The organism is Pseudomonas sp., assembly GCF_030698175.1.
Taxonomy (GTDB): domain Bacteria; phylum Pseudomonadota; class Gammaproteobacteria; order Pseudomonadales; family Pseudomonadaceae; genus Aquipseudomonas.
Window position 1 is genome coordinate 189514 of sequence record NZ_JAUYNT010000020.1, and the last position, 14554, is coordinate 204067.

Here is a 14554-nt window from a genome sequence, read left to right on the forward strand (position 1 = left end):
TAGTTTCAGCTTATTAGACATAAAGTGCTCGCAGATTGGCAAATTCTGAGGGTTATAAGATGCAAGGCAAACAACGCAAAGTAGTTCAGGCGCTCAGTTACGAGTTGCTGGCCTTGCTGTTTATCGTGCCGCTGGCAGCCTGGGTGTTCGACAGCAGTTTGGCGCTGTCGGGGCTGGTGGCCCTGGTGGTGTCTTTGCTGGCGATGAGTTGGAGCATGCTGTTCAACAGCCTGTTTGAGGCTTGGGAAGCGCGTCAGCGGCGACCGCAGCGGACCTTTAAGCGCCGACTGCTGCATGCGTTGAGCTTTGAACTGGGCTTGTTGCTGTTTACCGTGCCGGTGCTGGCCTTTGGTCTGGGCATCAGCTGGTGGCAGGCATTACTCAGCGATGTTGCTTTGCTGCTGTTCTTTCTGGTGTATGCGTTGTTCTTCCAGTGGGGCTTTGACCTGCTGTTTGGTCCGCCGGCGGCCACCCTTGGCGCGCCTCGCTAAGCTGGACAGAAGGCTAAGGCGTGCTGCAGACGCGGTTGCGGCCCAGTTGCTTGGCTTGCAGCAGGGCATGGTCGGCCCGTGAGAAGAGCGTATCGAATGACGTTTCGGCTTTTTTGTAGCTGGCAACCCCGAGGCTGATGGTGATGTCGATGGCTACTGCGCCAACTTGCAGGTCGTATCCTTGCAGCAGGCAACGCAGACGCTCGGCGATCTCCATGGCGGTATTCAGTGAAGTTTCCGGCAGCAGCAGTGAAAACTCTTCACCGCCGGTACGGGCCAGTACGTCAGCCTCGCGGATCACCTCCAGGCAGCGCTTGGCCATGGCGCAGAGTACGGCATCACCCATGGGGTGGCCGTGTTGGTCGTTGATTATTTTGAAATGATCAATGTCGATGGCAATTACCGACAGTGGCAGTTTTGAGCGTTTACTGCGGCTGAACTCGCGGCGGGCAAAATCGTAGAAGTAGCGGCGGTTATACAGCCCGGTCAGGGCGTCGGTGCTGGCTTGACGCTGCAGTTCTTCCTTGAGCAAATGCAGCTCGGTGATGTCCGTCGAGAGACCGATCAGGCTGTTGCCGTGCGCTGCGGACTGCAGCGGAATCTTTACCGTCCAGTAGTGACGCATGCGGCCATTGGCATCCTTGAATGACTCTTCACCTTGCTGTTTGGTCTGTGTTTCGAACACTTGCGAGTCGAGTTGCCAGAGATGGTCGGCGTCTTCCTTGGGCATTAGGTCGATGTCACGCTTGCCGACGATCTGCTCTGGCGACAAGGAAAATATTTCGGCGGTTTTACGGTTGGCATACACGTAGGCGCAGCTGCTGTCCTTCATGTAAATGTGCGCCTCGACGTTATTCATCACGGTGTCGAGCAAGTGTTTTTGTTCGTGAATCTGTACTTCCAGGCGTTTGCGTTCGGTAATGTCGGAAGAGATTCCACACATGCCGATGATCAGGCCATTGGCATCACGCAGTGGTTTTTTGATGCTCCAGTAGGTGCGGGTTTCGCCGGTTTCGCGGATGACGTTGGTTTCTTCTTGTTCGATCACTTCGCCGTGCTGCATGACGCGCAGATCATTGACGCGCAGCTCGTTGGAAATGCTCAGGTTGAAGAAGTGGCTGTCGTCTTTGCCCAGTACCTGATCCAGGGGGAAGCCGAATAACTCCAGCACTTTGCGGTTGGCGAAGGTGTAACAGCCGTGAATATCCTTGGTGAAAATATAGGCGCCCATTTCGTCCAGCACGGCGTGCAGAGCATCGACTTTAAGTCGTAGTAGTTGGGTGTCTGGCGTTGATTTTGGCATGACGTTTGGTCTTCGTGCAGGCGCCCATAAAGTCCCTGTGTGTGGCTCTGACGGCCGATTTTGTTCGGCTGCCTAGGGGAACTATAGTCGCTGTACGCACTGTGACCTGTCGCCGTGATTACGCTGAAAGCTACGCCGTGGTCGTCGCCGGGGGATTGCCCTCAAGCGTGTCAACCGCAGCCTTGCAATAGGCTGCGGTTGAACGGGATTAAACCGCCATCGAGTGGATTGCCTGCGGTCTGCGCTGCAGTTGCTGAACGCTAGGCGCGCTCTGCAGGAAGCCGAGCAAGGCTTGCTGGGCCTGCAGCCAGGCGCCTTTGTGCTCCATGTCGAGAAAGTGCCCGGTGTTGCGCAGGGTGCTGAACTGGCAGTCCGGCACATGCTCGACAAACAGCCGCGCATCGGCCGGGCTGGTGTACTCGTCATGCTCGCCGTTGACGAACAGCATGGGGATCTTGATGCGGCTCAGATAACGTGTGTCGCAGTGGTCGGTGTGGCTCAGCAAACGGTCGATATGGGCATGCATCTGCCGGTATTCGTGCACCGCGAGGTTGCTGATATGGCGCTGGTTGTGGCGCTTGAACAGCGACGGCAGGTATTTGCCCAGGGTGTTGTTGACCAACTGTGCGATGTTCTCGCGCTCGACGTTATGCAGGTAGCGCCGGCCTTGCTCCAGGTAGTCGAGCATTGGCGCATTCAGGCGCGGGGTGAAGGAGCTGATAATCGCCTTCTCGATCCGTGCCGGCGCTTGCGCCAGGGCGAGCAGGGCGCAAGCGCCGCCCCAGGAAAACGACAACAGGTAATCGGCACCGAACAGCTCAATCAGATCGAGCAGAATCTCGGCTTCGTCTTCCTTGCTGAGCGGTTGCTGGTGGCTGTTGTGCGGCTTGGATTGGCCGGCATAGGGCTGGTCGTAGAGCACCACATTGAATTGCGGTTGCAGGTATTTGATGGTCTGGGCGAAGGCGGCGGTGGTCGCCAGCGAGCCATTGACCAAGAGGATGGTTTTGCGCGCTGTCGGGCAGGCGTAAAACTCGGTGTAAACCTGATAGTGGTGGTGCGCCGTTACTACTGCTGTGGCTGGTTTCATGCGGCTGTTCCCCTGCGCAAGTGTGGCAAGGCAAACGACTGAGCCGTTTGCCGGGCAATGTATGGCAGCTAGGAAAGCGCCTGGAGATGACAGGCGAATGGCACTTATAAGAATTAAATAAATTCTTTATTATCAATGAGTTATATGTAAAGCACGGAGCCGCTCCCGACGCTTTTTAAGCGTCGAGACTAGGCGTTGTTGCGGGCAGGATGCACAAGGTGCACGGCTTGCAGGTGTCGGGTGAAGCGCTTGGATGAACAATTAGACTTATTGGTCACTGATTGACCTTGTGGTTTTATTTAAGCAGCAAGGCGGTTGCCGAGCAAGGGCTAATTGCCTAACAGGCCGTTGAAAAACTACTGCGCTAGGCTATGCCGCGTTGAAATCAGCCTCAAAATGCTCATTTACGACCAGTAAACTGCGCTTTTTCGACTGATTCCGCCTTGCCTAGCCGTCGCTCGCTACATTTTTCAACGGCCTGTTAAGCGCTTGCTCGCTCCGCGAGTTGGCTGCTAGCTCTTGGGCAAATTGGCCCAGTGGGTTTGTCGCCAAAGTTCATGTTCGGCGGCGTCGAGAAAGCTCCAGGCGACGAAGCGGCTTTGCTTATTGCCTTGGGCCATCTCGATGGTGCGCACTTGCTTGGCGCCGAGCTTGTTGAGCTGTTTGTAGATGTCGGGCAGGTTGCCGACCTTGGAAATCAGGCTGCTAAACCACAGCGCCTGGCCGCCGATTCCGGCACTTTCCTTGATCATCCGTTTCACGAACGAGGCTTCGCCGCCGGTGCACCACAGCTCGCTGCTCTGGCCGCCAAAGTTCAGTTCGGGCAGTGCGCGTTTGGGGTCGAGTTTGCCCAGATTCTTCCATTTGCGCCGGCTGCCGCTGGCGGCTTCTTCTGCGCTGGCGTGGAACGGCGGATTGCACAGGGTCAGCTCGAAGTGCTCGCCATCCGCCAGCAGGTCGGCAAAGATCTGCCCACGGTTGTGTTGCTGGCGCAGTTCGATGGCTGCCGCCAAGTGGTTGGCCTGCACGGTGGCATTGGCGGCGGCCAGGGCCGCGGCGTCGATGTCGCTGCCGACAAAGCGCCAGCCATAGTCGCTGTGGCCCAGCAACGGGTAGATGCAGTTGGCGCCAACGCCAATGTCCAGCAGCCGGATCGCCGGCCCGCGGGGGATAGATTCGCCGTTATCGCTGGCTAACAAGTCGGCCAAACCATGCAGGTAGTCGGCCCGGCCCGGAATCGGCGGGCACAGGTAACCTTCTGGAATATCCCAATGGGCGATGCCATACAGGCCTTGCAGCAGCGCGCGGTTGAACACCCGCACGGCGGCAGGGTTGGCAAAGTCGATGCTTTGTTTGCCATGGGGATTGCTAATCACAAAGGCGGCCAATTCAGGGCAGCTGTTGATCAGCGCCGGGAAGTCGTAACGGCCTTGGTGGCGGTTGCGTGGGTGAAACGGCGCTGCTTCGAGCTTGGCTGGTGCGTCTGCGGCTGGCGTGGCGGGGGTTCCCGGAGTGTGGGTCATAAGTGCCTGATAGTGGGGAGTGGGAAGTAGTGAGTGGGGAGTGGGAAGTTGGGAGTGGGGTTCGCCGTATCCTTAACGCCTGCAACAGCCGCCGCAGCGTAGCAGCGCTTTCCCTAAAATCCCTGATTACGCCTGCGGCTTATCAGGCCTACGCGCCTACTCCCCAACTTCCCACTTTCCACTAAAAACTGTGCAAACCTATATAGGTGGCGGCACCGGCCAGGTAGCCGAGCAGTGCCAGCAGGCTGATTTTTTTCAGGTACCAGATAAAGTCGATCTTCTCCATGCCCATGGCGGCTACGCCAGCGGCCGAGCCGATAATCAGGCAGCTGCCACCGGTGCCGGCGCAGTAAGCCAGCAGCTCCCAGAAGGTGCCGTCGGCGACAAAGTGGCTCAGCCAAGCAGATTCACTGCCGGCGGCGGCCAGTGCCTCGGGGCTAATCAACGGGTACATCTTGATCGCACCAGCCACCAGCGGCACGTTATCGACCACCGAGGACAGCAGGCCGATGGCGATATTGATGGTGTAGACGTTGCCCAGGCTGTCTTTCAGGGCGCTGGCGACCTGGGTCAGATGACCGGCTGTGGCCAGGCTGGACACGGCCAGCAGAATGCCGAGGAAGAACAGCACGCTGGTGGTGTCGATCTTGCGCAGCACGCCGGCCACCGACAGCGGGTGTTTGTCTTCATCCTTCTTGCCGCGGTGCAGCCATTCGGTGGTGACCCACAGCACGCCGAGGCCAAACAGGATGCCCATATAGGGCGGCAGCTGGGTGACGCCTTTAAATACCGGGACGAACAGCAGCGAGCCAAGGCCGAGGGTGAACACCAGTTGTCGCTCGAAGGGCGTGGTCGGCTCGCCCTGGCTGTGTTCCTGGGGCACGCTTGCCGGGCGCCGCACTTCACCTTTGAAGTAGCAGCTGAGCACCAGCAGTGGCACCAGCAGGCACACCAAGCTGGGCAGGAACAGGCTGGTGATGATGCCGCTGCTGCTGATCTGGCTACCTATCCACAGCATGGTGGTGGTCACGTCACCGATCGGCGACCAGGCGCCGCCGGCGTTGGCGGCGATTACCACGATGCCGGCGAAGAACCAGCGTTCCTGTTTATCGTCGATCAGTTTGCGCAGCAAGGACACCATCACGATGGTGGTGGTCAGGTTGTCCAGCACCGCCGAGAGGAAGAAGGTGATAAAGCCGATCAGCCACAGCAAGGGCACCCGTTTGTTGGTGCTGATGCGGTCGGTGATGACCTTGAAACCGTCATGGGCGTCGACCAGTTCAACCACGGTCATGGCGCCGATCAGAAAGAACAGGATTTCGGCGATTTCACCCAAGTGTTCGCGCAGTTCGCCGTTGATGCCGTGGCTGGACGCCAGCAGCTGTGGCGCGATCTGCTCGGCACCGAATGCCAGCGCCGTCCAGCACAGCACGGCGGTGAGCAGGGCCGAAGCGGCCTTGTCGATTTTTAGCGGGTGCTCAAGGGCAATGCACAGGTAGCCAAGCACAAAAATCAGCGCCATCAGTGCGTACATGGGTGGGCCTCCGTGGTGAAATCGCGCTGAGCGTGCTCAGGCGGGTGGGCTTAAGCCCAGCGTTGTTCGGCGTGTGCGACCGAGTTCGACTCGTGGCGGGCTAAAGCCCACCCCTACAAAACTACAAAGCACGGCATACCAAGATTAGGGGTAGCCGAGCAGTGCCTTGATTGGCTCAAGATGGGCGGCGATCCACTGCGGGTTAATCGGGCCCCAGTCGCGGATCAGGTAATGTCCAGCGTTATTGCGCTCGCCCTGTTGTTGCGCGAACACGCAGTCGATATCCAGCTCGACCAGCGCCGCCAAGGTGTCTTGGGCGGTGCGCCGCGGCATGCCGGTGGCGGCTTCTAACTCGGGTACTGTGCGCGCTTGGCCGCTGTCGATTAGCCAGGCTACATAGAGGCGACGGTAGAAGCTGGTTTTGGTTTTACTGACGGTCATAGGCCCATCCTTTGCGAAAGCCAGATCGTAGGTTGGGTTAGCGGCGGATGCAGGTAACTTGAAATCAACCCATCACCTGAGCGCCGCGTAACCCAACGCTGCGCCGGTAAAGTAGCGACAGTGTTGGGTTACGGCGCGCGCAAAGCTGCGACATAGCCAGCCTTACGTGTACGCGCCTAACCCAACCTACGAGCTACGCGCTTGGACCGCTGGTTTAGAGGTTAGCGATCTTCTCGCGTTGCTCAACCAACTTGCCCAGGGCCTGTTCGGCCTCGGCCAGTTTGGCGCGCTCTTTATCGAGCACCTCGGCTGGCGCCTTGGCGACGAAGCCTTCATTGCTCAGCTTGCCGCCGACCCGTTGCACTTCACCGCTCAGGCGCTGGATTTCCTTGTCCAAACGCGCCAGTTCGGCGTCCTTGTCGATCAGCCCGGCCATCGGCACCAGCACCTGCATGTCGCCGACCAGGGCGGTGGCCGACATCGGTGCTTCTTCACCGGCTGCCAGCACACGAACCGATTCCAGCTTGGCCAGCTTATTTAGCAGCGGCTCGTTGTCGGCCAGGCGGCGCAGGTCTTCGCTGTTGGCGTTCTGCACGATGATGTCGATGCGCTTGGCCATGGAGATTTTCATCTCGCCACGGATCTGCCGCAGACCGAGCATCAAGGCTTTGACCCACTCGATATCGGCCTCGGCGGCCGCATCGATACGCGACTCATTGGCCACTGGCCACGGCTGCAGCATGATGGTTTCACCGGCAACGCCGGCCTGAGCCTTGATCCGTTGCCAGATTTCTTCGGTGATAAACGGCATAAACGGATGGGCCAGACGCAGGGTCGCTTCCAGCACGCGAATCAGCGTGCGGCGGGTGCCGCGCTGGCGCTCGCTTGATGCTTCAGCGTCCCACAGCACCGGCTTAACCAGCTCCAGGTACCAGGCGCAGTACTCGTCCCAGATAAATTCGTACAGCGCTTGCGCGGCCAAATCGAAGCGGAAGTTGTCCAGCTGGCGGGTGACTTCCTGCTCGGTGCGTTGCAGCGCCGAGATGATCCAGCGGTCCACCGAGGACAGTTCTACCGGCTCGCCATTGATGCCGCAGTCTTGGCCGTCGGTGTTTTCGATAACGAAGTTGGCTGCGTTCCACAGCTTGTTGCAGAAGTTGCGATAACCCTCGACCCGGCCCATGTCGAACTTGATGTCGCGCCCGGTGGAGGCCAGCGAGCAGAAGGTGAAGCGCAGGGCGTCGGTGCCGTAGCTGGCGATGCCTTCCGGGAACTCAGCCTTGGTCTGCTTGGCGATTTTCTCGGCCATTTTCGGCTGCATCAGGCCGCCGGTGCGTTTTGCCATCAGCGCGTCCAGCTCGATGCCGTCGATCAAATCCAGTGGATCGAGCACGTTGCCCTTGGACTTGGACATCTTCTGCCCCTGGCCATCGCGCACCAAACCGTGCACATAAACGGTCTTGAACGGCACTTGGCCGGTCAGGTGGGTCGACAGCATGATCATCCGTGCAACCCAGAAGAAGATGATGTCAAAACCGGTGACCAGCACGTCGGTCGGGTGAAAGGTTTTCAAGGCTTCGGTCTGCTCGGGCCAGCCGAGGGTTGAGAAGGTCCACAGTCCGGCGCTGAACCAGGTGTCCAGCACGTCATCGTCCTGGCGCAGCGGCTGGTCGCCCAGGTTGTGCTTGGCGCGTACCTCGGCCTCGTCGCGGCCGACATAGACTTGCCCAGCTTCGTCGTACCAAGCCGGAATCCGGTGGCCCCACCAGAGTTGACGGCTGATGCACCAGTCTTGGATGTCGCGCATCCAGCTGAAATACATATTCTCGTATTGCTTGGGCACGAACTGAATGTCGCCATTCTCGACCACGGCGATGGCTTTTTCGGCCAGCGGCTTGGTGGAGACGTACCACTGATCGGTCAGCCACGGCTCGATGGTGGTGCCGGAGCGGTCGCCTTTCGGCACTTTCAGGGCGTGATCGTCAACGCTGACCAGCAGGCCGGCGGCGTCGAAGGCGGCGACTATTTGCTTGCGTGCCTCGAAGCGATCCAGCCCTGCGTATTGCGCCGGCAAGCTGCCGTCGAGCTCACTGTTGACGCTGCCGTTGAAGTTGAAAATCTGCGCACTGGCCAGTACCGCAGCGTTTTTGTCGAAGATGTTGAACAGCGGCAGGTTGTGGCGCTTGCCGACTTCGTAGTCGTTGAAGTCGTGGGCTGGGGTGATTTTCACGCAGCCGGTGCCGAACTCCGGGTCGCAGTAATCGTCGGCAATAATCGGGATGCGCCGGCCCACCAGCGGCAACTCGATAAACTTGCCGATCAGTGCTTGGTAGCGTTCGTCATTTGGGTTTACCGCGACGGCCGAGTCGCCCAGCATGGTTTCCGGGCGGGTGGTGGCCACCACCAGGTAATCCAGGCCATCGGCGGTCTTGGCGCCGTCGGCCAGTGGGTAGCGCAGGTTCCACAGGCTGCCTTTCTCGTCGTGGTTTTCCACTTCCAGGTCAGAAATCGCGGTGTGCAGCTTGGTGTCCCAGTTCACCAGGCGCTTGCCACGGTAGATCAGGCCATCTTCATGCAGGCGTACGAAGGCTTCTTTGACCGATTCGGACAGGCCGTCGTCCATGGTGAAGCGCTCGCGGGACCAGTCCACCGAGCTGCCCAGGCGGCGGATCTGCCGGGTGATGGTGCCGCCGGATTCTTCCTTCCATTCCCAGACTTTCTCCAGGAACTTCTCGCGGCCCAGGTCGTGGCGGCTGATGCCGGAGGCAGCCAGTTGCCGTTCAACCACCATCTGGGTGGCGATGCCGGCGTGGTCGGTGCCCGGCTGCCAGAGGGTGTTGCGGCCCTGCATGCGGCGAAAACGGATCAGCGCATCCATGATCGCGTTATTGAAACCGTGGCCCATGTGCAGGCTGCCGGTGACGTTCGGCGGCGGGATCATGATGGTGTAGGAGTCGCCTGCGCCTTGTGGGGCGAAGTAGTTGTTCGCCTCCCAAGTTTGGTACCAGGAAGTTTCAATGGCGTGCGGCTGGTAGGTTTTGTCCATGCGCTGGGCCCCTGTTGGCAGCTATTCGGGAAAGCCGACCAGTATAACGGCAAAGCAGCGCCTTGAGCGCGACGCCACGGCAGAAGCTGCAGCGGCGGGCGCTGAAGTAGGGAGTGGGGAGTGGGGAGTGGCGGCGTTAGCGTTTGCGTTGGCTTAATAATTGGTTGAGGTGGGCGTCGAGGCGGGTTTTCAGCTCGGCTTCGATCAGTGGCACGAAGTCGTCAATGATGTCTTGCAGCATCAAATGGGCAGCGGTGCGTAGTTCGCGGTCGAGGCGATTGAGTTCCAGGGCGGCGGGATGCAGGCGTTGCTGCAACTGCTCGCTGATCGTTGCGCTGGGCGCCGGGCTGGCGGTCGGAGCTGGGGTGGTGGGTGGCGGGGGAGGTAACGGTGCCATTGGCTTGGCGACTGGAACTGGGGTTGCTGCGCTGGCGGCCACTGGCGGCTGGCTGGCGGGTGCTGACAGGTTAAACAGGGGGGCAGGGAGGTCGGCGGGATTGACAATTTCCGACAGCAGAGGGATCGAGTTGGGGTCGATCGATTCGGTCAGCAGCGGCGGCTCCAGCGGATTTTGCTCGAGCAGCTGACGGATCGATTCGAGGTCGTGCAGCAGGTTGCCCGGATTGCTTGGTTTTTGACTGTCCATAACGTGGGGCTACAACTCGACTCGTTGCGGGGCGTAACCCCGTTGCCGGTAAAGGCGGAAATTGTCGCGGGCAAGCTCCAGCTGTTCGGGCTGCTGGTTGACTATCTCGATAATCCGGCTGAAGTGCTCGCAGCCGTCAGAAATGCTGGGGTGCAGGTTAATCAGCAGGCCTTGCGGGGTGACCGGCGGCTGATCCAGGCCGATCACCACCGGGGCGTTTGGCTCATCAACGTAGAGATTATGCGGGATAAAGGTTTCACCTTTAAATCGCCACAGCAGCTCATCTAATTCAGCGCATTGCGCGGCATCGGCGCCGCGCAAAAACACCGGCAGACCGGCGCGCCAGGCTTTGGCAGCCAGCTGACAGGCCATCTTCAGACGACCCGCCGGTTGACTGCCTTGCAGTACGTAAAACTCTATGCGAGCCATGATCGATGTGCAGCTCCTGAAACGATGTAATGGCCTGGCGGGTTACGCCGCCAAGCGGCTAACCCACCCTACACCCGATCCAGTAGGTATTGGGTCAGCAACGGCACGGGACGACCGGTGGCGCCTTTGTCTTTACCGCCGCTGATCCAGGCGGTGCCGGCGATGTCCAGGTGCGCCCAGTGGTATTTTTTGGCGAAGCGCGATAGGAAGCAGCCGGCGGTGATCGAGCCGGCTTTTGGCCCGCCGATGTTGGCGATGTCGGCGAACGGGCTGTCGAGCTGCTCTTGGTATTCGTCGAACAGCGGCAGCTGCCAGGCGCGGTCGTCGGCGGCACGGCCGGCGCTGAGCAATTGTTCGATCAGCGCGTCGTTATTGCCCATCACCGCCGAGGTGTTGCTGCCCAGGGCAACAATGCAGGCGCCGGTGAGGGTGGCGATGTCGATCACCGCCTGGGGCTTGAAGCGCTCGGCATAGGTCAAGGCGTCGCACAGCACCAGACGGCCTTCGGCGTCGGTGTTGAGGATTTCCACGGTTTGCCCGCTCATGGTGCTGACAATATCGCCGGGACGGGTGGCGCCGCCGCTGGGCATGTTCTCGGCGCAGGCCAGGATGCAGACCAGATTGAGCGGCAGTTGCAGTTCGAGTACCGCGTGCAAGGTGCCGAGCACGCTGGCGGCGCCGCACATGTCGTACTTCATCTCATCCATGCCCAAGCCAGGCTTGAGGCTGATGCCGCCGGTGTCGAAGGTGATGCCTTTGCCGACCAGGGCGAAGGGTTTGTCGGCCTTTTTGCCGCCTTGATAGTTGAGCACTATCAGCTTGGGCGGCTGGTCGCTGCCCTGGGCCACGGCTAGAAAGGCGCCCATGCCCAGCTCTTTCAGTTGTTTTTCGTCGAGGATTTCGACTTTTAGCTGTTTGTGCGCCTTGCCCAGGGCCTTGGCTTGTTCGGCCAGGTAGCTCGGGTGGCAGAGGTTGGGCGGCAAATTGCCCAGGTCGCGGGTGAAGGCCATGCCCTGGGCGATGGCTTGGGCGTGCAGGCTGGCGCGCTCAACCTCGGCCAGCTCGGTTTTATCGGCCAGCAGGGTGATCTTTTTCAAGGCCAGTGGCTCGGCCTTGTTGCTCTTGAATTGCTCAAACAGGTAGCCGCCATCGGCCAGAGTTTCGACTAATAGTCGAGTTTTTCCGTAACTGTCGCGACCTTTTACCGCCAGTTCGCCCAAGGCCAGGGTCGCATCGCTGCCGCCCAAGCCTTTAAGTACGCTGAGGGTGGCGCTGACTAATTTGCGCAATTGACGATCAGTTAATTCGGCTTCTTTGCCGCTGCCGACCAACAGCACGCGCTCGGCTTTAAGGTTTGGCAGGCTATGCAGCAGTAGGGTTTGCCCGAGCTTGCCGGTCAGGTCGCCACGCTTGAGCAGGCTGCTGATGGCACCACCTGCGGCCGCATCAAGGGCGCTGGCGGCTATGCCGAGTTTGCCGCCTTCGCCAATCGCGACGACCAGGGTGGCGGTTTTCAGGGTTGCGGCCGGGCTGCTTTTAACCAGAAATTGCATAGCGAGGTGTCCCCAAGACAAAGAGTCGTGATTGCAGGATAATGCCGGCTGATTTTTGGTGCTGCGCCTATATGGCGGGCCGGCAACAATGTGGCTAGTTTGAGCGTAGCCACCTGAGCCTGACAACCCTGGAGTGTCCGGTTTGATCGTCTTCCGTTATTTATCCCGTGAACTGTTAATGACATCTGGCGCCGTAAGCGCGGTGCTGCTGGTCATTATTATGAGCGGGCGTTTTATCAAGTACCTGGCGCAAGCGGCTGAAGGGCGGCTGGACCATACGGTGCTGTTTTTGATCATGGCCTACAAGCTGCCGAGTTTCTTGCAGCTGATTTTGCCCCTGGGGCTGTTTCTCGGGGTGCTGCTGGCCTATGGCCGGCTGTACCTGGACAGTGAAATGACCGTGCTGTCGTCCGCCGGCATGAGCCAGCAGCGCTTGGCCGGTTATACCCTGGTGTCGGCCACTGGCGTGGCCTGCCTGGTGGCGTGGTTGAGCATGGGCCTGGCGCCGCAAGGCTCGACCGAGGTGGCGCGGATTCTCAATAAACAAGCGGCCATGACCGAGTTCGACACCCTCGAAGCCGGGCGTTTTCAGTCGGTTCGTAGAGGCTCGCGGGTCACCTACACCGAGCAGTTGACTGCCGATCGCAGCCAGTTGTCGGGGGTGTTTATCTCTGACAAACGTCTGTCCAAGGCCGGCGACAAGCAGCGCGGGATCACCGTGCTGGTGGCTGAGACGGGCCATCAAGAGATTCAGGCCGATGGCAGCCGTTATCTGGTGCTGCAAAACGGCTATCGCTATGACGGCAACCCAGGGCAGGCCGACTATCGCAAAATTCAGTACGAAACCTACGGCGTGCTGCTGCCCAAGCCTGAAGTGAGCGAGGAAATCGGTGAGCGTGAAGCGGTGCCGACCGGTGATTTGTTTGGCAGTGACAACCTGGTGGACCGCGCCGAGCTGCAATGGCGCTTGTCGATTCCCTTGCTGGTGTTTGTGGTGGCGCTGATGGCGGTGCCGCTGTCGCGGGTCAATCCGCGTCAGGGCCGTTTTCTTAAATTGTTACCGGCGGTGCTCTTGTATATGACCTATCTGGCCTTGCTGGTGGCCGCACGCGGCGCGCTGGATAAAGGCAAAATACCTGTGCAATTGGGCTTGTGGTGGGTGCATGGGATATTCCTGTTGTTGGCGCTGAGCTTGCTCTACTGGGAGCCGCTGCGGCTCAAGTGGTCGGCACGTCGCGCTGTGTCGGGGGTGATCCATGGTTAAGCTGGATCGCTACATTGGCACCAGTGTGTTTTTCGCCATTCTGGCGGTGCTCGGCATCATCGTCGGCCTGGCCCTGCTGTTTGCCTATATCGACGAGTTGGGCGATGTGGGCGAGTCCTATGGTTTGCTCGAAGCCGCCATTTGGGTGCTGCTGACGGTGCCACGGCGCATCTATGAAATGCTGCCGATGGCCGCCTTGATTGGCTGTCTGATCGGTTTGGGTAATCTGGCCAGCAACAGTGAGTTGACCGTGATGCGCGCGGCCGGGGTATCGGTTGGGCGAATCGTCTGGGCGGTGATGAAGCCGATGCTGGTGCTGATGCTGTTGGGCATCTTGATCGGTGAATACGTTGCGCCCTGGAGCGAGAATATGGCCCAGGCCAATCGCGCCATGGCCCAGGGCGGCGGTGAGGCGCAAACCGCCAAGCGTGGTTTGTGGCACCGCCAAGGTGATGAGTTCGTGCACATTAACGCCGTGCAACCCAATGGCGTGTTGCTTGGGGTGACGCGCTACCAATTTGATTCGCAGCGTAATCTGCTTGCCGCCAGCTTCGCTCGCCGCGCCCTGTACCAGGGCGATCACTGGCAACTGGAAGATGTCGCCACGACCAAGCTGCATGAACAGTCCAGTGAGGTGGTGCAGACGCCCAGCGAGCGTTGGAGTGTCGAACTCAGCCCGCAATTGCTCGGCACCGTGGTGCTGGAGCCGGAGGCGCTGTCGATGACCGGGTTGTGGAGTTATATCCATTATCTCGCCGAGCAGGGCTTGGCCAATGGCCGTTACTGGCTGGCGTTCTGGACCAAGGTGTTGCAGCCTTTGGTGACCGCCGCGCTGGTGCTGATGGCGATTTCCTTTATCTTCGGCCCGCTGCGCTCGGTAACCCTGGGGCAGCGGGTATTTACCGGGGTGCTGGTCGGCTTTGTGTTCAAGATTGCTCAAGATCTGCTCGGGCCTTCGAGCCTGGTGTTTGGCTTTCCGCCAGTGTTGGCGGTGCTGATTCCGGCGACGGTCTGCGGTATCGCCGGCGTCTGGCTGCTGCGCCGGGCGGGATGATTAGGCTGGTTGTGCGTGCATAAAAAAACCGGCATTGAACAGAGTGTGTGAAAACGCATTCCTGCGATCCAAAAACAAACGCCCCGACTGGTTCGGGGCGTTTGTTTTTGGAGGATGTAAGCGTTGGTTTTTTGAAAAACGGATTATCCGTCCATCAAGGCGATCATTTGGCGGGCGCCC

Annotated in this window: 12 protein-coding genes; 3 read left to right on the top strand and 9 right to left on the bottom strand. The window is 59.7% G+C overall.

Going from position 1 to position 14554, the window contains the following annotated elements; genetic code table 11:
- Nucleotides 1-59 precede the first annotated feature (59 nt).
- Entirely contained in the window at nt 60-491 is a 432-nt protein-coding gene (locus tag Q8R10_RS10760) for a PACE efflux transporter (RefSeq protein WP_305653605.1), read from the top strand.
- Nucleotides 492-504: 13 nt separating this feature from the next.
- On the opposite strand, the gene Q8R10_RS10765 is transcribed toward Q8R10_RS10760, so the two are convergent.
- From Q8R10_RS10765 to Q8R10_RS10805, 9 genes are all read right to left on the bottom strand, one after another.
- Nucleotides 505-1794, bottom strand: a complete 1290-nt coding sequence (locus Q8R10_RS10765) for a diguanylate cyclase (protein WP_305653607.1) — start codon at nt 1792-1794, stop codon at nt 505-507.
- A 208-nt stretch (nt 1795-2002) separates the two neighbouring features.
- Complete coding sequence (locus Q8R10_RS10770; RefSeq protein ID WP_305653609.1) at nt 2003-2884, bottom strand: alpha/beta fold hydrolase; 882 nt, start codon at nt 2882-2884, stop codon at nt 2003-2005.
- Between the two features lie 512 nt (nt 2885-3396).
- Nucleotides 3397-4407, bottom strand: coding sequence for a 23S rRNA (adenine(1618)-N(6))-methyltransferase RlmF (gene rlmF, locus Q8R10_RS10775; protein ID WP_305653610.1), 1011 nt, complete (start codon nt 4405-4407; stop codon nt 3397-3399).
- A 181-nt stretch (nt 4408-4588) separates the two neighbouring features.
- Entirely contained in the window at nt 4589-5941 is a 1353-nt protein-coding gene (gene nhaD, locus Q8R10_RS10780) for a sodium:proton antiporter NhaD (protein ID WP_305653611.1), read from the bottom strand.
- Between the two features lie 144 nt (nt 5942-6085).
- On the bottom strand, nt 6086-6382 hold the full coding sequence (locus Q8R10_RS10785) for a winged helix-turn-helix domain-containing protein (protein WP_305653612.1): 297 nt from the start codon (nt 6380-6382) through the stop codon (nt 6086-6088).
- Nucleotides 6383-6596: 214 nt separating this feature from the next.
- Nucleotides 6597-9428, bottom strand: coding sequence for a valine--tRNA ligase (locus tag Q8R10_RS10790; RefSeq protein ID WP_305653614.1), 2832 nt, complete (start codon nt 9426-9428; stop codon nt 6597-6599).
- A gap of 136 nt (nt 9429-9564) precedes the next feature.
- On the bottom strand, nt 9565-10074 hold the full coding sequence (locus Q8R10_RS10795; RefSeq protein WP_305653615.1) for a DNA polymerase III subunit chi: 510 nt from the start codon (nt 10072-10074) through the stop codon (nt 9565-9567).
- Between the two features lie 9 nt (nt 10075-10083).
- Nucleotides 10084-10503, bottom strand: a complete 420-nt coding sequence (locus Q8R10_RS10800; RefSeq protein WP_305653616.1) for a DNA polymerase III subunit chi — start codon at nt 10501-10503, stop codon at nt 10084-10086.
- A gap of 68 nt (nt 10504-10571) precedes the next feature.
- Nucleotides 10572-12056 carry a leucyl aminopeptidase gene (locus Q8R10_RS10805; protein WP_305653618.1) on the bottom strand — a complete coding sequence of 495 codons (1485 nt, stop codon included), beginning with the start codon at nt 12054-12056 and terminating at the stop codon, nt 10572-10574.
- A gap of 142 nt (nt 12057-12198) precedes the next feature.
- On the opposite strand from Q8R10_RS10805, the gene lptF reads away from it, so the two are divergent.
- Together lptF and lptG are read left to right on the top strand one after the other, a co-directional pair.
- Complete coding sequence (gene lptF, locus Q8R10_RS10810) at nt 12199-13320, top strand: LPS export ABC transporter permease LptF (RefSeq protein ID WP_305653620.1); 1122 nt, start codon at nt 12199-12201, stop codon at nt 13318-13320.
- On the top strand, nt 13313-14374 hold the full coding sequence (lptG, locus tag Q8R10_RS10815; RefSeq protein ID WP_305653621.1) for an LPS export ABC transporter permease LptG: 1062 nt from the start codon (nt 13313-13315) through the stop codon (nt 14372-14374). Before lptF ends, lptG begins: the two co-directional genes overlap by 8 nt.
- The last annotated feature ends 180 nt before the right edge of the window (nt 14375-14554 follow it).